The sequence below is a fragment of the Pseudomonas sp. ADAK13 genome, assembly GCF_012935715.1.
In the GTDB taxonomy this organism is placed as follows: Bacteria; Pseudomonadota; Gammaproteobacteria; order Pseudomonadales; family Pseudomonadaceae; genus Aquipseudomonas.
On record NZ_CP052860.1, the window covers coordinates 5,929,347 to 5,951,286 of the forward strand.

Here is a 21,940-nt window from a genome sequence, read left to right on the forward strand (position 1 = left end):
AACTCCCCATGCAACGGTTTACCCGTCGCTTCATGGCTGCTTGCGTACTGTCCACTGTGGTTGCCAGCGGTGCAGCAATCGCCAACGATCACCCGACCATCCGCGCCATGTCCGGTGCCGAGCAGATTAAGCAATTGCCGGCCGCCAAGACCGCGCTGATCGTGATCGACTTCCAGAACGAATACTTCACCGGGCGCATGCCGATCCCGGATGGCGCCAGCGCCCTGGCGAAAGCCCGTGAGCTGATCAACTATGCCGATAGCCACAAGATTCCGGTCTACCACGTGCAACACGTGTCGCCGGCCGGCGCTGCGGTATTTGCCATTGATGGCGAGACCGTGAAATTCCACAAGGACATGCAGCCGCGTCCTCAGGATCACGTCGTGCAAAAGAACACCGTCAGCGTGTTCGCCAGCACTGACCTGGCCGCACAGTTGAGCAAGGCCGGGATCAATACGCTGATCATCAGCGGTCTGATGACCCACGCCTGTGTCGCCGGTGCAGCCCGTGATGCAGCGCCACTGGGCTTCAACGTAATCGTGGCGTCCGATGCGTCCGCCACCCGTGCGATCACCCGCCTCAATGGCCAGAGCGTCGACAAGGACGCCTTGCATCAATCGGCACTGGCCGAAGTCGAAGACACCTTCGGCGACGTGATGACCACCGAGCAGATCATCAAGCTGCCCGTGCGCTAAATCGCTGCAACCCGCCCGGCGTCACACCCGGGCGACCTTATTCCTTTCAGATGAGCCGACTTCAATGACGAGTTTTCCCATACGCGTGCTGGTTCTCGAGGATCATCCTTTTCAACGTGCCGTCGCAGTGAGTATGTTGCGCCAGTTGGGTTGCCGCGAGGTCTTCGAGGCAGTGGACGGCTTACACGCCCTGGCTGTGTTGGATCAAGTGGGCGCAGTGGACATTGCCCTGTGCGACCTGTGCATGGAAGGCATGGATGGCCTGGAGTTTCTTCAGCAGGTGGGAAGTTCCGGATTGGTCGGCTCAGTGATTATCAGCAGCTCCCTGTCGGCCGATGTACGCCGCACGGTTCAGCAGATCGTTTCGTTGCTGGGCCTGGAAATGCTCGGGGATGTCGGAAAGCCGTTGCAGGCGCACACTCTGGAGAACTTGCTAAAAAAGCGCTCCAGTGGCCCTGGTGTCGCGCCGCCCGACGCTGTGCCGGTATGCCTGGCCAGCGATGAAGAAGTGCGTTGGGCCCTCAACGAACAGCAATTGCAAGCCTGGTACCAGCCCAAGGTCGACATGAATACCGATGACGTCTGCGGCGTGGAGGTGCTCACCCGCTGGGTGCACCCGTTGCGCGGCATCCTGTCACCGGCGGTGTTCATGCCCGTGCTGGAACGCTGCGGCTTGCTCGATACGCTGCTGTTCATGCAGATGAACCAAGCTCTGAGCCTGCAGCGACTGGCAAAAAACACCGGCCTGACGCTCGACCTGTCGTTCAACCTGCACACCAGCCAACTGACCAACAGCAACCTGACCGCGGTGATCAAAGGCATTCTGTCCCTGCACGAAGCAGTGCCCGCCAGCCTGACCTTCGAACTCACCGAAAGCGGCTTGCTGGAAGCCCCGGCCACCAGCCTGGAAACCCTGGTACGCCTGCGCATGATGGGCTGCAAATTGTCCATCGACGACTTCGGCGCCGGCTTCTCGTCGTTGCAGCGCTTGTGCCAGCTGCCGTTCAACGAGATCAAACTCGACGGTGAGTTTATCCGCACCTTGCTCCACGAACCGCGCTGTCGGGCAATCGTTAGCAGCACCCTGGCATTGGGGGAAACCCTGGGGATGTCCGTGGTAGTGGAGGGCATCGAGACTGAGGAACAGCGCGAGTCGTTGCTCGCGATGGGATGCACTCAAGGGCAGGGCTACCTGTTCGCCCGGCCGATGAATGATGTGGATCTGCTGCGATGGCTACCGGCCGCGTCGAGAATTGATGGACAATCATGATCTGCCCTGCGGCCACTATGTATGAACTAAAATCCGCGTACTGAACCATCCTGTTTTCGTTGAAGCGTCATGCCATTGTCTCAGCCTTGGAGCGGACCACATGCGAATGTCTGCTTTTGGCCGGTAGCTGAAACTCATGAACGACCCCTTCAGACCCGAAGCGGCCGCTCATGAGTGGCTTCTGCCGTCCACAAAAAGGACTCCAAAAAACGTCTACGAAACCCGGGGCGATTCAGTTCATCTGGGGGTATAGCGAACCAATGGCAGCTGAATACTACTTTGATAATCAGGTCCCAGATGAAGAGTGTTGCATGCTTTCAGGGACTGTTCGTAGCCATCCAGTTGATCCCACGTGTTGGTATGGCGCTCAAAACGTGGCCAGTTACTGCTCTGTATGAAAACGCCTAGGCGATGCCCTTTGTTGAATACAAGCGCCGTTGACCAAAGGTCGATGGTGACCGGGTAGATCTCGTCTTTTACAACAAGGGTCTGGCTGTAACCTCCCATTCGGTGTCTCAGACGTGTTCCCTGATCACGCACCAGGGCCTCGAAGCCATCTGGATGGATGTCGACAAGCTTGATAATAAAGTCGGTGTCTTCTGCGTCAGTCGACACCCAAAGTTGAGCAGTGATTTGTCCGACCACGGTCATTGAATCCTGAAGTGGCTCGCTGACAAAACGCAGTACATCGGCACGCGAACTTACAGGGCGCTGATCAACTGGCCCGCTAGCCATAGAAAGATTGTTTCCCCCTCTTGTCGACACAGGGTTCAGCGGATCATAGATATAACTGAGAGCAGCGTTTGTGATGGCAGGGGTATTGCTCAATGCTCCATTCGCCTGCAGATAAAAATGGGTAGGCGTTGAAGGCGGCGGCCAGGTTTCGTCCTCCCGCCATTCGTTTCCGGGCGCTGACTCATCAAACGTGTCACCCATCAGGTAATAACGTACCGCAGGTTCCTCCATGACACCATTGTCCTCCCCCTTTAACCAGTGGTTGAACCAACGAACCATCAGTTCGCTAGAAATGAACGGTGGCGCACCGCAATCTTCGGGAAAAACAACCTCTTCAACCGCGCCTATGTGAGCGCTTGCTGCCATGATTAATTTCTGATTGCCACGTGCAGGTGCTGCGGCCTTCGCCTGAAGATGCCTGAAGTTGTCGATTGTGGCTTGGAGGTGAATATCAAACCACCCGCCTAGATGGATAAAAGGTACGTTGATCTGCTTATCGTATTGGCGAATGTCCATCTTGATATCGTTATCATCGAACGATGCAATTTTGGGCACCCTCGATGACTTCTCAGCTAAACCGACAGTTTTGCTCCACTCGCCAGCACCATTCTCCAGATAAAGCCCTCCTGGAAACCGCGACAAGTTTTGATTCGGATTGCGTGCCACCATCACCGCGCCTGCAAATAGGTGCGGCGGATTGGCCATTGCGGCGAGATAGGCGGCAATTCCCATCGCCGAGGCACCGGTCATACCGACTTTACCCGTGGAATAAGGTTGGACCGCTAACCACTCAACAGTGTCGTAACCGTCATCCATATCATCTACGAACGGCCGATAATCGCCCTCACTGTCAAAACGCCCCCGATTGTCCTGCACGGCCAGTACAAACCCTGACTGCAGAAGATAGTAAAAAGGCGCGTAAAAAAACGGTTGCTTGCGACTATAAGGTGTACGTTGCAGTACTAGTGGCCAAGGCCCATCGCCTTCGGGAAAGTACAGGTCGGTCGCCAGACTTACGCCATCGCGCATAGGTACCATAATAGTCTTCGCGTGCATCTTTTCAGCGTCGGGAAAGCTCATGGACTCTGGTAGGGTCCCGCCATGCCGCACTTGTCCCGCGGGTTGAGCACTCGACTTTTCCATCAATTAAATTGCCCCATTACAATTTAGAGTGTGGCCAGACGCGATGAGCCTTGCATATATCTGGATATCACCAGCCTATCAGCAACTGAGAGCGTGGAATATGAAGCTTACCGGTGTCTGCTCGGACAATGCAGTTCCCACTTAGTGCATCTCCACGAATCGATCCAGGCGCAAGTGGAGCTGCAAAGGGTTGTTCTTGATCGTAGTAGGTTGGGTGTTGCCGAGGAAGGGCTTGTTGCCTTGATCGAGCTGCGCTATCCCGAAGGTGAGGTAAGTCGGCGTGCCGGTTGATGGCAATGCTGCGCGGGCCTTCCCATCAGAGGCGGACGCGAGAGCGTCCACCAAAGTCAGGTCTCATTTATCGGTTTTTTGTGGGGCACCACGCTGCTGACGTTTACTGCGTGATGATGACCTTGCCGAAGAGGTCGCGCTTAGCGAAGTGCCGCCATGCACTGTGGGCGGCATCGAAGTCGAAGGTACTATCAATCACCGGGTGCAGACGGTGCTGAGCCACCGTTGCGATAACATCCTCCAGGTCCTGGCGACTGCCCGTAGCGATTGGCTGAAACCGTGCCTGGCTCAAAAACATATCCATGAAGCCAGGCATTTCGCCTGACGCCAAAACGCCTACCATCGAGACCTGCCCGCCGATTGCGACGGCCTTCACAGACTGGGCCAAGGTCCCGGGACCGCCCACATCCACCACACGATCCACACCTCGACCGCCGGTAATTGCCTTAACGGCCTCACCCCAGTTGGGCTTCTCGACATAATTGATGACATGGTCCGCGCCCAGTTCGCGAAGCCGTTGCGCTTTCTCTGCGGACGATGTCGTCGCTATGACTTCTGCGCCTGCGGCCTTGGCAAGCTGGACCGCGAACAGCGACACTCCACCCGTACCTTGAGTCAGGACACGTTGGTGCGGCCCTACACCGCTTAACGCAGACCATGCGGTGACAGCAGCGCAGGGCAGCGTAGCAGCAGTAGCGAAACTCATGGAGGCCGGTATGGCGACGACTTCGTGTTGGTCTACGCAGCGATACTCACTCGACCATCCATCGAGGTGAATACCGTACTGCGGCGCGAATTCGCGAAGCGGACCCGAGACCCAACCCGGTGCAAAGGCGTTTACCACCCGAGCACCCACCCCGAATCGGGTTACGCCCGATCCCACGGCTTCAACGATTCCCGCCGCGTCAGACAGCGGTACTCGCCCTTGCTCCACGCTGAAGGGCATCGAACCATTCAGAATGGCGAGGTCTCGGAAGTTCAGGGAGGTCGCCATGATCCGAATCAGAACTTCGCCAGCCCCAGGTGTGGGAACCGGCTCTTCGCAAAGTTCCAGGCCGTCGATTGAACCAATAGTCTGCAAACGATAAACCTTCATGTCATCTCCAATGGTTGGCGCCTTATCGGCCTGTGGCGCCATAGTGGTTCGGCTTGACTGGATGATCCATTGCCAGGAATATCGAATTACTAACCCATCGTCCAAAGCGTGCCCGAATGAACCCGTTTAATTCCGTTCTCGATGCGATGCGACTCGAAAGCTCGCTTTTCGTCCGTCTGCGCGGGCACAGCCCTTGGGCGATCTCTTTCGACACTGGTGCCCAAGCAAGGTTGGTGGTCATCGCCAAAGGGCATTGCTGGTTCACCCAGGCCGGCCAGCCCCCTTTTATGGTCAGGACGGGCGATTGCCTTATCATCAAACAAGGTGTCGAGGGTATCCTGGGCGATACGCCGGACCGCGATGCAATCCCATGTTGGGTGGTGGCCGATCACGTGACTGGAAACATGGTGTCGTTCGGAGGCGACGCAGAGGTCTGCGAGTTCTTCTCGACGTTATTCACCTTCGACCATGCTGCGGGCGAGCCCTTGTCAGCGCTGCTGCCAAATGTCGTGCATGTCGCAATGGCTGCCCCTGATGCGGGGCGGATGCTGTTAATCCTTGAGCAGATTGGTGCTGAAGAGGCACAGGATGGGCTCGGCGCACCGTATATCGTCAGCCGGCTTCTGGACGTTGTGTTCATCCAGGCGATTCGGCTATGGGCGGCCTCCGAGGGCAATATGCCGAACGGCTGGCTTGCCGGCCTGAGCCACCACCAGCTTGCCGGGACGCTACACCGCATCCATGCTGACCTGGCACGACCATGGACGTTGGAGCAACTTGCCCGGGACGCGGCGATGTCGCGTTCTGCATTCGCGGTGCTCTTCAAGTCTGTCATCGGGGTTCCGCCGATGACCTACATCGCTAACTGGCGCATCTACCAGGCAAAACTTCTCCTGGCGGCCGGTCAGTCGATTGCCGAGGCGGCCGAGCAAACGGGCTATAGCTCCGACGTTTCGCTCAGCCGAGCCTTTAAGGCTGTGACCGGAAGGACACCTGGGCAGTGGCGGCAAGAGCGCCGCGTCAGCACCCGTAGTGCGTAGTTCCTCTGCAAGGAGAAATACTGCGTTTAGCTAACCTTTACGTTCAGGATGATACGAGCGGGGAAGCTTGGCCGTGCGTAGGGTATATGCCGCAGCGATTTCCTGAAGCAAGTGGCACATCCAACGGTGCGTCGAGTCGCTGTCGAACACTTTGCTCCACAAGGTGAATTCGCGCCGCAGCGGCAGTTCAAAGGGCGGGTGATCATAAATGATCACCCATTCCTGCACCTCCATTGTTATCTCCCCCCTTCAAAGCCTTAAGTAATCGCGCCAATCTGCCAAGGCACAAATTCATTCTGCCCATAGCCGTGAAGTTCGCTTTTGCTGCGCTCTCCGGAAGCGACGCGCAGCAGCATGTCGAAGATATGGGCGCCGCGTTCCTCGATCGTATCGGTGCCGTCGGCGATACCGCCACAGTTCACGTCCATGTCCTCTTCCTGATGGTTGAACATGTGCGAGTTGGTCGCGATCTTGATCGAAGGCGAGGGCGCGCAGCCAAACGCCGACCCGCGGCCTGTGGTGAACGCAAGCAGGTTGGCACCGCCCGCCACCTGGCCGGTGGCCGAGATCGGGTCGTAGCCGGGGGTGTCCATGAACACCAGGCCGTGGGCGGTGACGGCTTCGGCGTATTCGTAGACATCCACCAGGTTGGTGGAACCGCCCTTGGCTACGGCGCCGAGGGATTTCTCCAGGATGGTCGTCAGCCCACCGGCCTTGTTGCCGGCCGATGGGTTGTTATTGAGTTCGGCGTTCATGCGCTGGCAGTAGTCCTCCCACCAGCGAATACGTGCGATGAGTTTTTCACCGACCGCGCTGCTCACCGCGCGGCGTGTCAGCAGGTGCTCGGCGCCATAGACCTCTGGCGTTTCGGAGAGGATCGCCGTGCCGCCTGCCGCCACCAGCCGGTCAACCGCATTGCCCAGGGCCGGGTTGGCGGTGATCCCGGAGTAACCGTCCGAGCCGCCGCATTGCAGCCCCACAATCAGGTGCTTGGCACTGACTGTCTCGCGGTGTACCTGGTTGGCGGTCGGAAGGAGCGCCTTGATCTGCTCGATGCCGTTGGCAATGGACTTCGAGGTGCCCCCGGTGCCCTGGATGGTGAACACCCGAAGGTGCGGGCCGGCGCTCAGGTGCTGGGCCTTGAGCAGGTCGTCGATTTGGTTGGTCTCGCATCCCAGGCCGATCATCAGCACGGAATGGAAGTTGGCGTGAACGGCATAACCTCCCAGCGTTCGCTGCAGCATGGCCAAGGCCACGCCACCGGGGTCCACGGCGCAGCCGATGCCGTGGGTCAGGGCCACCACCCCATCGACATTCGGGTATGGCGCGAGCGCTTCAGGGTGAATGTCACGGCGGAAGTAATCTGCGATTGCCCGCGCCACGGTGGCCGAGCAGTTCACCGAGGTCAGCACGCCAATGTAATTGCGCGTTGCCACGCGGCCGTCCGGGCGAACGATGCCCATGAACGTCGCTTCTCGCTGCGGTGTCGGCTTGGCGTCGATGCCGAATTCATGGTTGCGTGAAAAGTGCGCCATGCCGAGGTTATGACTGTGGACATGCGCACCGGCCTCAATCGCCTCAGACGCGACACCGATGATCTGGCCGTAACGGCGAACATTCTCGCCGGCCTCAATACGCCGCACGGCGACCTTGTGCCCGGCAGGAATCGCCTGGCGCACCACCACACCTTCTGCTTCCAGCAAGAGCCCGGCAGGCAGCGGCTGGCGTGCGATCAGTACATCGTCATGCGGGTCAAGGCGAATCGTGGCGGCTGCAATCTGGCTTTGCGCACTTGTTTTAGCAATCAATTCCATTACGGCACCTTACTGGGCGGGAAAGCGGATGCTGGGCTACAGGGTTCATAGCCCGATCCTAACGCCGGCTCGACGGGGCGGGTAATGAAAATCCGGAGGCTTTAGATAACCGGGCGTTATCTATGTGGCGCCGCCGGGCTACTTCGTCAGTTCCTCTATCAGCAGGTGCGTCAGTTGCGAGAGTTCCACCTGGGTGCGCGTGACGATGGCGAACGGTTCGGTCTTGGGCGTGATGGTACAAGGCAGCAGCGCCAGCATGGCCTGCAACAGCGGCAGCTCGGCCACGTCGGTAGGCAACACCGCGACCAGGTTCGGGTCATTGATCAGCAGTAGCAACGTGGCAAAGGTGGATGAGGTTTCGATGGGGTGCGCCGGAAAATTCACGCCTGCCTCGTGGAACTCACGCTCCAGGGTCTGGCGCAGCGGCATGTTCGCCGAGAAAACCACCCAGCCTGAATCCGCAAGGTCTTCCAGGGCCAGCGAGCTGCGCCCCGCCAACGGATGCTTGGGGTTGGCCATGACCACCAGCGCCTCGGGTTTCATGCTGATGCTGTCATAGGCGGTGGGGCGCGGGCTCACGCTGGGGTAACACAGCGCCACGTCCAGCCGGCCCTGGTCCAGCAGGCTCAGCAGCTTGACGCTGGTGTCCTCGACAATCTCGATGGTCGCCTGGGGTTGACGCTTGCGCAGCCGCAGCAGGCTGTCGGTCAGCAGCGGCACGCCGCCCATGATCGTGCCGACGGTGATGCGGCCCCCGTGTCCCTGGAAGATCCCTTGCATTTCCTGCCGAAGATGGGAGAGGTCAGTCAGGATCAACCGTGCATAGCGAATCGCGCAACGGCCCATCGCATTCGCATTGAGCCCCTTGCTGGTGCGCTCGAACAGCGTCGCGCCGAGGGTTTCCTCTACATCGTGCAGGGCCTTGGTGGCGCCGGGCTGGGTGATGCCGATGATTTCGGCGGCCCGGTGGATGGAGCCGTGGTCGTCCAGCGCAACCAACAGGCGCAATTGCTTGAGGCGAAGGCGCGAGGAGATGGTCTCCAGGGTCGGCATCGTCATCATCAGGTAGGCGCCTTTTTTTATAGGTGCTGCGCATTAGGCATCAGCTCATCGGAAAACTCCAGCCGGCTCCGGTCCCGTAGCAGGCGCTAGCTGGAGCCCGTCTTCAGCCGGGGATAGCTGACGGTTATCGAGGGCGGTCGACTTCTCATTACTCGGCCTGCAGGAAGTGCAGTACTTTTAATCCATCCGGTTTTGCGGTGTTTAGTGTTTCGTCGTAGAGCCCGCAAAACAGCCCGGATTGTTTTTATAGAGAGGAGCCACGTACATGCCTGACAGGCTGGATAACACCCTAGAAGTGACGGGCAGAACCCGGGTATTGGGGATTCTTGCTCACCCCACCGAACATGTAAAAGCGCCGCCCAAGATCAACCGGATTGCCCGTGAGCGCGGCAGTGACGCGATCATGGTGCCCATGAATGTCGCGCCCAAAGACTTCGAAGCTTTCGTCAACAGTCTTCGAACCCTGCTGAGCTTCGATGGCGCGATTGTCACGGTGCCCTTCAAGCAAGCCATCCTGGGGTTGTGTGACGAACTCAGTGAACAGGCCGCAGCCGTCGGCGCCGCCAATGTCATCCGGCGCCTGCCCGATGGCCGCCTGGTGGGCGATCAACTCGATGGCGTCGGCTTCCTGCAGGGGCTGCAGCATGCCGGCATCGAAGTCGCCGGCCAGTCGGTGTACCTGGTTGGTGCCGGTGGCGCGGCCAACGCAGTGGCCTTCGCGCTGGCCAACGCCGGCATCTCCCGGCTGACCCTGGCCAACCGCAGTGAACACAAGAGTCTTGAACTCAAGGAACGGCTGCTGCGGCATTACCCGTCCCTGGAGGTCGCTCTGGGAACCCGTGATCCCAGTGGCCACCAACTGGTGATCAATGGCACGTCGCTGGGCATGCACGCCACCGACCCGTTGCCGCTGGATGTCGACAAGCTGACTGCGCAGATGACCGTCGCCGAAGTGGTCCAGGAACCGGAGCGCACGGCGTTGCTGAACGCAGCCGAGGGCATCGGCTGCCGGGTCCACCTGGGACGCCACATGCTGGAACACCAGGTGCAGTTGATGGCGGATTTCCTCGGCCTGTAAGCGGTTGCACTCACTTCAAATAAGAAGGATTGATCATGAATGAATTAGCCATCCATGGCGGACCACGCGCCATCGAAGGAACCCTGCCGAGCTTTCGTGATGCGTCCGGGCGCACATTCGACGCCGAGGAAGAAAAACTCCTGCTGGAAGTGATTCGGTCCGGCAGCCTGTCCTTCCTGGTCGGGCCCAAGACCCGGCAGTTCGAGCAACGCTGGGCGCAGATGTATGGCGTGTCCACGGCCGTGGCGGTGGCGAACGGCACAGCGGCGCTGCATACCGCGGTGATCTACCTGAACCCCGAACCTGGGGACGAAATCATCCTGTCGCCAGTGACGGACATTGGCACCGTGATTCCGGTACTCGCGCAACTCGCGGTGCCGGTCTTCGCTGATGTCGACCCGCTCACGCAGAACCTCGACCCGATCTCCATCGAGAAGAACATTACCCCGCGAACCCGCGCGATCATCGTCACCCACGTGTACGGCCATCCGGCGGACATGGACGCGATCATGGCGATCGCCAAAAAGCACAACCTGTTTGTGATCGAGGACTGCGCCCAGGCGCACCTGGCCTACTACAAGGGCCAGTTGTGCGGCACCTTCGGCGATGTAGGGTGCTTCAGCTTCCAGCAGTCCAAGCACATGACCACCGGTGACGGCGGCATGGTGATCAGCAACCGCGACGAATACAACGGCCGTGGCCTGCGCGCCAGCAGTGACAAGGGCTGGCCGCGTGAGCGTGGTGGCCGCGACCATCTGTTCCTGGCGCCCAACTACCACATGACCGAATTGCAGGCCGCCGTCGGCCTGGCGCAGGTCGAGAAACTGCCGCAGTTCGTCGAGGCACGTATCGCGTCGGCCGATCGCCTGACCGAGTTGTTGGAGGGGTTGCCGATCCAGCCGGTATTGCCACTGCCGCAGACCCGCGGGGTGTACTTCTTCTATTCGTTCCGCGTCGACACCGCGCAACTGAAGTGCTCGATGCGCGATGTCATGAAAGCGCTGGTGGCGGAAGGCATTGACGGTTTCATCGGTTATCCGGGCGAGGTGCCGCTCTACAGCTACCCGGTCATCCGCGAGCGCAAGACGTTCGGTACCTCGGGGCTGCCTTTCACCTTGCCTGGCGTAACCCCGCAGGACTTTTCCAGCAGCGTCTGCCCGGTGGCGGAAACCGCCTGCAAGGAAACGGTGTGCATGTGGTGGACCGACCGTTTCGAGGACAAACACCTGCAAGGCATCGCCCACGCGATCCGCAAAGTGCTGACGGCCTACGGCCGGGGCTGACTCATACACACGACAGGCCGTTGCCCGGCCTGGCGTTTCCCAAATGGAAGAGGTTCTTGCGATGCAAACGACTGGGCCGTACTCGGGGCTGTTTCCTGTTGCTCCCACGCCATTCACCGACGCCGGCGAACTCGATTTCGAGGGGCAGGGGCGTGTGCTGGACTGCATGATCGACCAGGGCGTCGATGGCATTTGTATTCTGGCCAACTACTCGGAGCAGTTTCTGCTCTCGGATGAGGAGCGCCGGCAGTTGACCGTTTTCTGCCTGGAGCACGTCAAGGAGCGTGTGCCGGTGATGGTCACCTGCAGCCACTTCAGCACCCAGGTCGCTGGCCAGCGTGCACGTCACGCGGCAGACCATGGCGCTGCACTGATCATGATGATGCCGCCCTACCATGGCGCGGGCATCAAGCTTGAGCCGCGCCTGATCCGTGAGCATTTCGCCCGCGTCGCAGAGGCGTGCCAGTTGCCGATCATGATCCAGGACGCGCCACTGAGCGGCGTGGCGCTCTCCACCACCTTCCTGGCAGAAGTGGCGCGTAACTTGCCGCTGGTGCGTTACTTCAAGATCGAAGTGCCCGGCACTGCCGCCAAGCTGCGCGAGTTGATAGAACTCGGCGGCAGCAATATCGAGGGGCCTTTCAACGGTGAAGAGGCGATCACCCTGATGGCCGACCTGGATGCCGGTGCGCGTGGCGTAATGGCCAGCGCGATGATTCCAGACCTGATCCGGCCAGTGATGGCCGCCCATGCCGAAGGCCGTCGCCAGGACGCTATCCGGGCCTACGAACGGATACTCCCGTTGATCAATTATGAGAACCGCCAGTGCGGGCTGCGTGCAGCCAAGACGGTCATGAAGGAGGGCGGGGTCATCAAGTCCGACAGCGTGCGCCATCCCCTGGAGGCGTTGCATCCGAAGACACGTGAAGGTCTGCTCGAACTGGCCAGGGCGGCCAACCCGATCGCCTTGCATTGGGGTAAATAAGGTCGAGGCCCCGGTACGAACGAGGTACCCGGGCTACTCGCCTAAGCTGTCTGAGGGAACGACATTCATAGCGCCTGGAGTTGGAGCGAAAGAGCTCATGAGGTCAATAAAAACAAGAACTGCCAGTCATTGTGATTTTCTGCTGCGATGACAGCGTCTGCCGCCACTAGCTGTATATATCTCGATGTGAGGGGTATTTGAATGTCAGGCCGAATAAGTGAAAACAGCTTTGCCAAGCCCACATTGGTCGTGTCCCAGGGAGGGTGGAACACTGGCGATGTGGACGAGAAACGCCCGTCGCTGGTGTCGTTCGACGGTGTACGCAAGAACTTCGGGAGCCTGCAGGTCCTGAAAGACGTAACGCTGGACATCAAGGCGGGCCAGGTCATCTCGTTGATTGGTCGAAGTGGCTCGGGCAAGAGCACGGCACTGCGCTGTGTCAACGGCCTGGAACGCATTGATGGTGGAACGCTGAAGGTCTGTGGCCGCGACTTGTCCACCCCCGGCAGTGATTTGCGCGAGTTGCGCAAGGAAGTCGGCATCGTCTTCCAGAGCTTCAATCTGTTTCCGCACCTGACCGTCGCGGACAACGTCACGCTGGCCTTGCGCAAAGTCTTGAAAGTCAGCCAGCACCACGCCTTGGATGTGGCCAGGGACGTATTGAACCAAGTGGGGCTGCTGGAAAAGATCGACAACTATCCCGAGCAATTATCCGGCGGCCAGCAGCAGCGTGTCGCGATTGCCCGCGCCCTGGCGATGCGCCCCAGGTTGATCCTGTTCGATGAAGTGACGTCGTCGCTCGACCCGGAGCTGACCGGGGAAGTGCTCAAGGTGATTGAAAAGTTGGCGGCCGACGGCATGACCATGTTGCTGGTGACCCATGAAATGGCATTTGCCCGGTCGGTCTCGGACGAGATCGTGTTCATGCACCAAGGCAAGGTCTGGGAAAAAGGCGGTGCCCAGATACTGACATCACCCGACTCCCAGGAGTTGGCGCAATTCATCGGCAGCGGCTTATAACTATAAACAACTCAGGAATACGTTCTCATGAAAGCGATCACAATTAATGTACTCCGTGTGGCCACGATGCTCGCGGTGACCGCGCTGTCGGTCCAGGCCCACGCCAACGCACTGGACGATATCAAGAAGCGCGGGGAGTTGGTGGCGGCGATCGATGTCAGCTATCCGCCGTTTGGCAAAATTGATGCGACGGCGGGCGAGTCGGGCTCGGACGTCGACACCGCAAGGCTGCTGGCGCAGGACCTGGGCGTGAAGCTGAAGATTATTCCGGTCTCCGGCGCGGCGCGCGTGCCGTTCCTGCTGTCGAACAAGGCCGATGTGGTGATCGCCTCGTTCTCCGTCACCGAAGAGCGCAAAAAGGTCGTCGATTATTCCCTGCCGTATGCGGTGGATTACCTGGTGGTAGCGAGCGAAAAAGCCAATGCGATCACCCAGGTGGGTGACCTGGCGGGCAAGAGCGTCGCCGTAACGCGCGGCACCACGGCGGATATCGAACTCACCAAGTCGCTGAAGGGCGCCTCCGTCTCAGCCAACGTGGTGCGTTATGAAGACGAGGCCACGGCCAACACGGCAGTCGTCACCGGGCAGCAGGACATCATCGCCGCGTCCCTGTCGACGGTCCAGGAACTGCAAAAGCAGGTGCCCGCCAAGAACATCGAAATCAAGTTCAACATGGCGCATTACCCCCTCGCCATCGGCCTGCGCAAGCAGGAGCCAGAGCTGAAGGCCTGGCTGGACGCGTGGGTTACCAAGAACGTCGAGAATGGAAAGCTGGACAAGATCTTCGTGCAGTACTTTGGCCAATCCTTGCCCGCTGATCTGCTGAAACCCTGAGACGGGCTCCAGCACCTGACGAACCGGGCGCGTTGCCCCGGTTCGTTTTTCTTCTCTGACGGATTGTCGGGACCGGAATATGTCGTACATCTTTGATTTTTCCTTTCTGCAAGAGTACTGGCCCAACGTTGTCGACGGCATTATCAAGACCTTGTACCTGAGTGTGGTGTCCATGGTCCTGGGGCTGGTAGTCGGCTCGCTGACGGCAGTGGGGCGCTCTTATGGGCCGCGCTCGGTCCGCGTGGTGGCGGTGGTCTATGTGGAACTGGTGCGCAATACCCCGTTGATCATCCAGGTGTTCTGGTTGTTTTTCGGGCTGGCGGTGCTGCAATTTCGGATCGGCGCGACGAACGCCGCGATCATCGCCCTGGCGATCAATGCGGGGGCCTATACCGCCGAAATCATCCGCGCCGGACTGGGCAGCATTCATCGCGGCCAGACTGAAGCAGCCTCCTGCCTGGCCTTGACCAAGTACCAGTTGATTACCAGCATCCTGCTCCCCCAGGCGCTGGAAAAAATGTACCCCGCTCTGGTCAGCCAGTTCGTGCTGTTGATGCTGGCCAGTTCATTGATGTCGCAAATCTCGGTCGAAGAGTTGACCGGTGTGGCCTACATGATCCAGTCATTCACGTTCAGGGGCTTTGAGGTCTACCTGATCATCGCGGCGGTCTACCTGGTGCTGGCCATCCTGATCAAGGTCATCTGCTTCTGGGCGGCGGCTTATATCTTCCCGCGCAAGCGGCGCATTCAACGGTCCGTCCGTCTAGCTCAGTGAGGTGGGATTCATGTTCGTCTTGACTCAAGATCAGTTCGTCTTCCTGTTGACGGGTGCGGGCTGGACATTGTTGCTGTCGGCCATCGGTTTCATCATGGGCTCGATCCTTGGCTTGCCGCTGGCGCTGATGCGCGTGTCATCGAACCGCTTGCTGGCCAATGCGGTGCTGGCGTTCATCCACACGGTCCAGGGGATCCCGCTGCCGGTGGTGATGTTCCTGGCCTATTTCGGCCTGGGCTTCAGCGGCTTCAATGTGCCGGCGCTGCTCGCTGCAGGCCTCGCGCTGTCGCTTTACGCATCGGCTTACCTGGCGGAGATCTGGCGCGGCTGCATCGAGTCGGTGCCCAAGACCCAGTGGGAAGCCGCCGAATGCCTGGCCCTGACCAATACGCAGCGGTTGCTGTACGTGATCCTGCCCCAGTCGATCAAAATCGCCGTGCCGCCCACCGTGGGCTTCCTGGTGCAGATCGTGAAGGACACCTCCAACGCGGTGGTCATCGGGTTCTTCGACCTTGCCTACTCGGCCAAGGTGCTGAACAACGCGACCTTCAGCCCGTTCGTCATCTACAGCATCGCCGCCGTCATCTACTTTTTAATCTGCTTCCCGCTGACCTCGCTGGCCGCGTACACGGAGCGCAAGATGACCCGTACGTGAAGTACAGCCCACACCGTTTCCTGTACATTTCATTCGTTTCGGCCACGGGCCGATGCAATAGAGAGAGTTGAAAATGCTTCCTGTACTTGGCCAACAGTTCATCGCGGGCGCCCGTAGCGGCCTCGGCGAGACCCGTCACCAAAGCGTCGATGCCGCCAGCGGTGAAGCCCTGCCGTATGCCTTCCACCAGGCCACGCTCGAAGAAGTCGAGCAGGCCGCCTTAGCTGCAAAAAGCGCCTTTGGCCCTTTTCGCCAACTGAGCCCGGCGCGGCGCGCAGAGTTCCTGGAGGCGATCGCCGAAGAACTGGAGGCGCTGGACCAGGAATTCGTGGCCATTGTCTCCCGGGAAACTGCGCTGCCGCCCGCGCGTATTCAGGGCGAACGTCTGCGCACCAGCAACCAGATGCGCCTATTCGCCCAAGTGCTGCGCCGTGGCGACTTCTTAGGTGCACGCATTGACCTGGCGCTGCCGGACCGCCAGCCGTTGCCACGCGTAGACCTGCGCCAGTACCGAATCGGCGTCGGCCCAGTAGCGGTATTCGGTGCCAGCAACTTCCCCTTGGCCTTCTCCACGGCAGGGGGCGACACCGCTTCGGCGCTGGCGGCCGGTTGCCCGGTGGTGGTCAAGGCCCACAGCGGCCACATGGCGACCGCCGATCTGGTGGGCTGCGCCATTGAACGCGCTGCCACGCGCACCAGCATGCCTGCGGGGGTGTTCAACATGATCTTCGGTCAAGGTGTCGGGGCGGCCCTGGTCGCGCATCCGGCCATCCAGGCGGTGGGCTTTACCGGCTCGCTACACGGTGGGCAGGCCCTTTGCAAGATCGCCGCTGAGCGTGAGCAGCCAATCCCGGTGTTTGCCGAAATGTCGAGCATCAACCCCGTCATTCTGCTGCCGGGTGCCCTGGCCGCCCGTGGCGCAACCATCGCTGGCGAGCTGGCGGGTTCGGTGGTGCTGGGCGCCGGGCAGTTCTGCACCAACCCTGGCCTGGTGATCGGTATTCGTGGTGCGGCATTCACAGCGTTCACCGAGCAGCTCAAGGGGCACCTGTCGGCACAGGCACCGCAAACCCTGCTCAATGCGGGTGGCCTGCTCAGTTATCAGAACGGCATCAGCGCCTTGGCTGAGTGCGCAGGCATCACGCACCTGGCAGGTCAGCCGCAGCAGGGCACCAAGGCTCAGGCGCAGTTGTTCAAGGCCGACGTCAACCTGCTGCTTGAGGGCCATCCCTTGCTGCAGGAAGAAGTCTTCGGTCCGACCACGGTGCTGATCGAGGTGGCTGACGACGCCGAACTCAAGCGGGCGTTGCAGGCCTTGCGCGGCCAACTCACAGCAACCCTCATCGGTGAGCCTGGCGACCTGCGTCAGTACCACTGGTTGGTGCCGCTGTTGGAGGAGAAGGTCGGTCGCATCCTGGTCAATGGCTACCCGACTGGCGTAGAGGTCTGCGACGCGATGATCCATGGCGGCCCGTACCCGGCTACCAGTGATGCCCGGGGTACCTCCGTCGGTAGTATGGCGATTGATCGGTTCCTGCGCCCGTTGTGCTATCAAAACTACCCGGACAGCTTGCTGCCTGCTGCCTTGCAGAATGTAAACCCCCTGGGAGTGACACGGTTGGTAAACGGTGCCTGGAGCAGCGAGAGCATCGTGCCTTAATACATGATAAGAACTGGGGCTACGGATACATGGACGTTAAAACTAAAGAGACTCTAGGCCATGCATCGTGGATTCTGGTCTTGACCTAGCGCTGGTGGCTTGCAGTCAACTGCATGGGTAACGGAATGAATGCAGGTTGCAGCGCCGTGCTTTTCTGCGCTTGCGCCCGAATCCATTTGTGTACGAAGTTTGCGTTAAGACCATGGCTGAGCGCGATGCTGGCAATTGAAGCTCCGAGCTGGGCACACTCTTGAATGACCTGGGCCTTGAAGGACTTGGAGTAGGAACGGCGTTGTGGCTGCATGAAATACCCGCTTAAAAAACTGGAACTGGTGCCCACTTAAATTTAAGTGCACACCATGTCTTGGCCTCGCGGGGCTGGGTAAATGACTTGGCCGGAAGGATACGTATTTTGCGCTTATGTACCTGAATGACTGGCAGTTCTGGGATAACCATTCTCAGAGCGCATATTTTCTGACGACAACAAAGATAGCTTGGATGCCTTCCACCACGCTGCAAAGTACTACAAGGTCACTCGAAACTTTCCAATTGATGTGTCCGAGAGCCGACTCCAGGCCGCACTTAATCTGGTCAGGTCTAGGCGAGGTGCGTTGACTGAAAAGAATGTTTGCCAAACGGTGAACGCCGGGCGATTTGTACTTATGGCGCCGGCGCTGACGACTGGCGATACCAGCTTCGCGCATCAAGCTGCGGGCCATGTACCGCCCGACACGATGTCCATTCGCTTGCAGCTCTTTGGCCAAGGTGCGTGTACCAATGCTACGGAGGATTGCTGGATGTTAGTCACTCTCAATTTTTCTGAGTATTTTCCCATCCTCACGTGGAGGTCGTCCGAACAAACGGTGGTATTCACGACTGAACTGAGAAGGACTCTCGTAGCCGACCGCAAGACCTATATCCGCTATCCCTCTCAAGGAAGAGGCCAACAGTGATCGAGCCATTTGGAGTCGAACATGCTTTTGGAATTGGATAGGACTTAATGATGTCGCCGCTAGGAAATGCCGATAAAACGATGTAGTACTCATACCTGCTACGTCTGCCAACTTCTCTATTCGGATGGTCTCTGCGTAGTGGTCTCTGATCCATTTAATCGTTCGTGCGATCTGCATCGTTCGGCTGTCAGCAAGGCCAAGCTGCCGGACCATTGCACCTTGTTCCCCGTTAATGAGGCGCCACAGAATTTCGCGTTCAATTGACTGCGCTAAAATTGGAATGTCGTTCGGTTTATCTAAAAGCCTTATGAGCCGGACAACGGGATCAAGTAGATCATCACTTAATTCACTTACAGCAATACTGGACTGCTCACCTTTCTTTTTTTGTGGCGCGCTGCTTTCTAACAACAACGAAGCTATCGCTTCGGGCCTCAGGACTAATCCAAGGCCCAGCAGTGGTTCCTCTTCGCTTGCCTGTATGACATTTGAGCTAAGCGGCAAATCGACCAGGTAAATCAGATACTGCCCTGTGGCATATCGAAATACCTGCTTGCCGAGGGCGACCTGTTTAGCGCCCTGTACCACGAGGGCCAGGGCAGGTTCGGCGATGTGGCGGACTGGCTGCGTCGGCGCGAAATAGCTCGATAACACGACGTTTGGGAGCGCGGGTCGAGCAGCGTGCGATGCGGCATGGCGAAGGATGAGTTGCTTCAACTCGTCCAGCAAACTTGTGTTCTTTTTCATGACGAAACTCTACCTCGCCAGCAAACGATGCGTACCCGATGAAATCACATTTGGAAGGATTGTGCAGATGAATGGCAGCTTCAGGCTACCTCTGAAATTTCCTGGCATTGTTCAATTGCGTCAATGCCAGTCGCTAGGCTTTAGGCAGCACGTTCACTCCAGCAATTAAGCCGGTAAGGAATTTCAACATGAAGCAAAAAATCGTTACTTTCGAAAGTGCCGGGCTCAACCTCGTGGGCAATCTTTACAGCTCAGATGGCTTGGCGAGCGGGCCACAAGCGGCAGTTGTAGTGGTGCATCCTGCTAGTGGCGTAAAAGAACAAACCGCTGCCTTATATGCCCGTTATCTCGCAGAGCAGGGTTTTATTACGCTCGCGTTCGACGCAGCTTACAGCGGTGAAAGTGCAGGTGAGCCGCGTGGTTTGGAAGATCCGGCACATCGCATTGAGGATATTAAGTCTGCAGTTTCATTCATGAGCGTTCGTGATGACGTTGATTCAGAGCGAATTGGCCTGCTGGGTATTTGCGCCGCTGGCGGGTATGTGATTCCGGCCACCGCGACCGACCATAGAGTTAAAGCTGTCGCTATGGTTAGTGGCGTCAGTATTGGCGAATTCTTCCGGGTGGGTTATGACGGGAAGCAACCTCCTGAGGTTCTCAAGATGATGCTGGATAGTGCTGCGAAGGCACGTACTGCCCAAGAGCGCGGCGAGGGGACACAAACCTTCCCGATTTTTCCGTCTGATGAAGCGGCGGCCCGCACGCTCGGTCAGTACGTATACGAAGGATGGGAGTATTACTGCACTCCTCGTGCTTATCATCCGCGATCTACTAAACAGATGCCTTGGGTCAGCGTCGACAAGATGGCGCTATTTGAGGGTTTCCGCTTCATCGACAGGGTTGCACCACGTCCCTTGCTAGCCATTGTAGGAACGGAAGCCGCCACCAAGTGGATGACGGAAGAGGCTTTCCCCAGGGCAGGAGAGCCGAAGGAGTTACTTTGGGTAGAAGGTGCGAGTCACGTCGATCTCTACGACAAAGAGCAGTACGTAACGCCAGCGATAGTGAGGCTCACCGAGTTCTATCGAAAAAATCTGCTGGTTTGAGTATTTTTCCGCTTGCGGCTACTGGTCCTATGGGGACAGTTCCCTGATATGGGAAGGGCACAAGGCTGGACGGGAGATTGGCTATGGACAGATGGAGAAACTCTCTAATCTGGAAACGTTGCCTGCCCACGGCTTTGAGGTCTCGTGTTTCCCCTACAAGATCAAACACGCCTCGGCTGGTTTTGTGAGGGTGGTTGCCATCTTCGAGGAGGGTGTGTGAGCAGTGACCCTCCACGAGTCCACCCGATGCTGTCAGGTAAAACCTGGAACGAGGACTAATCTTCCTGGTCCGCAGGTCCTTGCCTTCAGCACGTCCTGTGCGAGTGCGGCATCTGCCAAGGCAAACGAGGCTGCAACCGTCACTCGTAGAGCCCCGGCTTCAACCAGGTCGACAAGCCGTGCGAGAATCTCAGTATCGTGTCGGGCGAAAACTGTAGTTATCCCGGGGCCGCTGTCCGCTATTGAGCAGACTCTTGCATTTGGGGCAGCAGCCATAGCCTTCGCCAACCTGCCGTGGCCGGCGCAATCCACGATGGCCGTCACGTCGGTGGATGTGTGCCTTTTGAGTTCGGCGACATCATTCGACAGCATGGGTTCTGCTTCGAGCGACCTCACATAGGTGTGGTGTTGGGCAGAAGCACTGCCAATGACGGTAGCGCCTGAGAGCACCGCGAGTTGGGTCGCCAGCGAGCCTACCCCTCCTGATGCACCGAGCACCAGAACGGTATCTGCTTCGGACACGCGCAACGTTTCAATCACCGCACGATAGGCCGTCAGACCGGCAAGTGGCAGTCCGGCCGCTTCGGCCCATGACACGTTCTTCGGCTTTCGCCATAAGCGTTCCACGGGCACGCTCACCAGCTCGGCATAGGTGCCGTTATGCATGATGTGTTGATGCGTATAGGCGATGACTTCATCACCTGGTTCGAACTCGACTACCCCGGCCCCCACACGCTCGACGATGCCGGCAAGGTCCCATCCAGGTACTACCGGAAACCAGGTCTCCATGAAGCTCTCGCCAAAACCGGCCTGTAATGCGATATCGGCCGGGTTGACGGTCGCGGCTTTCATTCGCACGATCACTGAGTTCTGCGACAGCTTCGGTTCTGGCAAATCACCGTATTGGAGGACTTCCGATCCTCCGAAGCCACTATAAAAAACACCTTTCATAGTACTTTTCCTAGAAGGCATACGGCATGTCGTGATAAATGCGCATGTGCGCGATCATCCAACGCCCATCGACTTTCTCCAGGATAGGCCGGTAGTAGCCACTCTCGATCGGGGTAATAGTGCCTTGCGCGCCAAACGCTCCTTGCGGCCAACCGCCTTCAGGCTTTTGCATACCGACAACGTTGAACACCACAAAATGGACATCCAGTGTCCCGCTGTCGCCATTCACCTCGATGAGCGGGTCATGGGTGGTGTGGTGGCTCCAACCCCGTGGTGGATGCGGTTTCATCATCGTGGTAACGGCTGCGCCAATTGCCTCCGATCCGGCCACCTCGCCAAAAAGCTCGGGTGTGCCAGCATTGTTGTAGAAAACCTCGACCTTGGCGTCGGCCAGGAAAAGGTTGCTCATTGCCTCGCCGTCTCGGTAGTCAGCCGCCCTGACATAGCGCGCCATGACCTGCTGAATTTCACGTTCTTCGGACATCGGAGTTCTCCTTGGGATAATGTGTGCCCATAGAAATACATCCACCG

At 58.7% G+C, this 21,940-nt stretch carries 22 protein-coding genes and 1 pseudogene; 13 read left to right on the forward strand and 10 right to left on the reverse strand.

The genetic code is table 11. The annotated features are described in order from the left end of the window. The first annotated feature begins 8 nt into the window (after positions 1 to 8). Both HKK54_RS27200 and HKK54_RS27205 read left to right on the forward strand, forming a co-directional pair. The gene (locus tag HKK54_RS27200; protein ID WP_169388465.1) at positions 9 to 695 is read left to right on the forward strand and encodes a cysteine hydrolase family protein; all 687 of its coding nucleotides are present in this window, start codon (positions 9 to 11) and stop codon (positions 693 to 695) included. Between the two features lie 64 nt (positions 696 to 759). Continuing rightward, complete coding sequence (locus HKK54_RS27205; protein WP_169388466.1) at positions 760 to 1,965, forward strand: EAL domain-containing response regulator; 1,206 nt, start codon at positions 760 to 762, stop codon at positions 1,963 to 1,965. A 237-nt stretch (positions 1,966 to 2,202) separates the two neighbouring features. On the opposite strand, the gene HKK54_RS27210 is transcribed toward HKK54_RS27205, so the two are convergent. Together HKK54_RS27210 and HKK54_RS27215 are read right to left on the reverse strand one after the other, a co-directional pair. After that, positions 2,203 to 3,780: a CocE/NonD family hydrolase gene (locus tag HKK54_RS27210; protein WP_169388467.1), complete on the reverse strand. Its 1,578-nt coding sequence runs from the start codon at positions 3,778 to 3,780 to the stop codon at positions 2,203 to 2,205. Between the two features lie 457 nt (positions 3,781 to 4,237). Continuing rightward, entirely contained in the window at positions 4,238 to 5,230 is a 993-nt protein-coding gene (locus HKK54_RS27215) for a zinc-dependent alcohol dehydrogenase family protein (RefSeq protein WP_169388468.1), read from the reverse strand. A 116-nt stretch (positions 5,231 to 5,346) separates the two neighbouring features. On the opposite strand from HKK54_RS27215, the gene HKK54_RS27220 reads away from it, so the two are divergent. Next, positions 5,347 to 6,270, forward strand: coding sequence for an AraC family transcriptional regulator (locus HKK54_RS27220; protein WP_169388469.1), 924 nt, complete (start codon positions 5,347 to 5,349; stop codon positions 6,268 to 6,270). A gap of 30 nt (positions 6,271 to 6,300) precedes the next feature. Here the strand turns inward: HKK54_RS27220 and HKK54_RS27225 are convergent, their stop codons facing one another. From HKK54_RS27225 to HKK54_RS27235, 3 genes are all read right to left on the reverse strand, one after another. After that, positions 6,301 to 6,504 (reverse strand): hypothetical protein, encoded by a 204-nt coding sequence (locus HKK54_RS27225; RefSeq protein WP_169385833.1) that lies wholly within the window; start codon positions 6,502 to 6,504, stop codon positions 6,301 to 6,303. 23 nt (positions 6,505 to 6,527) lie between these two features. Further along, positions 6,528 to 8,084, reverse strand: coding sequence for a UxaA family hydrolase (locus tag HKK54_RS27230; protein WP_169388470.1), 1,557 nt, complete (start codon positions 8,082 to 8,084; stop codon positions 6,528 to 6,530). Between the two features lie 138 nt (positions 8,085 to 8,222). Beyond that, positions 8,223 to 9,146, reverse strand: coding sequence for a LysR family transcriptional regulator (locus tag HKK54_RS27235; RefSeq protein ID WP_237151003.1), 924 nt, complete (start codon positions 9,144 to 9,146; stop codon positions 8,223 to 8,225). 265 nt (positions 9,147 to 9,411) lie between these two features. On the opposite strand from HKK54_RS27235, the gene HKK54_RS27240 reads away from it, so the two are divergent. The 8 genes from HKK54_RS27240 (at position 9,412) to HKK54_RS27275 (ending at position 17,436) form a co-directional block, all read left to right on the forward strand. Continuing rightward, entirely contained in the window at positions 9,412 to 10,224 is an 813-nt protein-coding gene (locus tag HKK54_RS27240) for a shikimate dehydrogenase family protein (protein ID WP_169388471.1), read from the forward strand. A 35-nt stretch (positions 10,225 to 10,259) separates the two neighbouring features. Next, the gene (locus HKK54_RS27245; RefSeq protein WP_169388472.1) at positions 10,260 to 11,507 is read left to right on the forward strand and encodes a DegT/DnrJ/EryC1/StrS family aminotransferase; all 1,248 of its coding nucleotides are present in this window, start codon (positions 10,260 to 10,262) and stop codon (positions 11,505 to 11,507) included. A 61-nt stretch (positions 11,508 to 11,568) separates the two neighbouring features. Beyond that, positions 11,569 to 12,492, forward strand: a complete 924-nt coding sequence (locus HKK54_RS27250) for a dihydrodipicolinate synthase family protein (RefSeq protein ID WP_178121002.1) — start codon at positions 11,569 to 11,571, stop codon at positions 12,490 to 12,492. A gap of 201 nt (positions 12,493 to 12,693) precedes the next feature. After that, positions 12,694 to 13,512, forward strand: a complete 819-nt coding sequence (locus HKK54_RS27255) for an amino acid ABC transporter ATP-binding protein (RefSeq protein WP_169388474.1) — start codon at positions 12,694 to 12,696, stop codon at positions 13,510 to 13,512. Positions 13,513 to 13,539: 27 nt separating this feature from the next. Next, on the forward strand, positions 13,540 to 14,346 hold the full coding sequence (locus tag HKK54_RS27260; RefSeq protein ID WP_169388475.1) for a transporter substrate-binding domain-containing protein: 807 nt from the start codon (positions 13,540 to 13,542) through the stop codon (positions 14,344 to 14,346). Between the two features lie 79 nt (positions 14,347 to 14,425). Next, a complete protein-coding gene (locus tag HKK54_RS27265) occupies positions 14,426 to 15,121 on the forward strand; it encodes an amino acid ABC transporter permease (protein WP_169388476.1) in 696 nt (231 codons plus the stop codon). A gap of 10 nt (positions 15,122 to 15,131) precedes the next feature. Continuing rightward, positions 15,132 to 15,776: an amino acid ABC transporter permease gene (locus HKK54_RS27270; protein ID WP_169388477.1), complete on the forward strand. Its 645-nt coding sequence runs from the start codon at positions 15,132 to 15,134 to the stop codon at positions 15,774 to 15,776. Between the two features lie 73 nt (positions 15,777 to 15,849). Then, positions 15,850 to 17,436: an aldehyde dehydrogenase (NADP(+)) gene (locus tag HKK54_RS27275; RefSeq protein ID WP_169388478.1), complete on the forward strand. Its 1,587-nt coding sequence runs from the start codon at positions 15,850 to 15,852 to the stop codon at positions 17,434 to 17,436. Between the two features lie 85 nt (positions 17,437 to 17,521). Here HKK54_RS27275 and HKK54_RS27280 read toward each other — a convergent pair whose 3' ends face one another. From HKK54_RS27280 to HKK54_RS27285, 3 genes are all read right to left on the reverse strand, one after another. Next, positions 17,522 to 17,740: a transposase gene (locus tag HKK54_RS27280; RefSeq protein ID WP_237151004.1), complete on the reverse strand. Its 219-nt coding sequence runs from the start codon at positions 17,738 to 17,740 to the stop codon at positions 17,522 to 17,524. Between the two features lie 154 nt (positions 17,741 to 17,894). Further along, a complete protein-coding gene (locus HKK54_RS33865) occupies positions 17,895 to 18,200 on the reverse strand; it encodes a hypothetical protein (protein WP_442962315.1) in 306 nt (101 codons plus the stop codon). Between the two features lie 36 nt (positions 18,201 to 18,236). Beyond that, positions 18,237 to 19,133, reverse strand: a complete 897-nt coding sequence (locus tag HKK54_RS27285) for an AraC family transcriptional regulator (protein WP_169388480.1) — start codon at positions 19,131 to 19,133, stop codon at positions 18,237 to 18,239. A 188-nt stretch (positions 19,134 to 19,321) separates the two neighbouring features. Between HKK54_RS27285 and HKK54_RS27290 the strand changes: the two genes are divergently transcribed. Beyond that, positions 19,322 to 20,239, forward strand: a complete 918-nt coding sequence (locus tag HKK54_RS27290; protein ID WP_169388481.1) for an alpha/beta hydrolase — start codon at positions 19,322 to 19,324, stop codon at positions 20,237 to 20,239. Positions 20,240 to 20,270: 31 nt separating this feature from the next. Next, positions 20,271 to 20,459: pseudogene (locus HKK54_RS33720) on the forward strand (cyclase family protein); the annotation flags it as partial. Positions 20,460 to 20,491: 32 nt separating this feature from the next. Here HKK54_RS33720 and HKK54_RS27300 read toward each other — a convergent pair. Together HKK54_RS27300 and HKK54_RS27305 are read right to left on the reverse strand one after the other, a co-directional pair. After that, complete coding sequence (locus HKK54_RS27300) at positions 20,492 to 21,409, reverse strand: NADP-dependent oxidoreductase (RefSeq protein WP_169388482.1); 918 nt, start codon at positions 21,407 to 21,409, stop codon at positions 20,492 to 20,494. Positions 21,410 to 21,419: 10 nt separating this feature from the next. After that, on the reverse strand, positions 21,420 to 21,893 hold the full coding sequence (locus HKK54_RS27305; RefSeq protein ID WP_169388483.1) for a nuclear transport factor 2 family protein: 474 nt from the start codon (positions 21,891 to 21,893) through the stop codon (positions 21,420 to 21,422). Between the last annotated feature and the right edge of the window lie 47 nt (positions 21,894 to 21,940).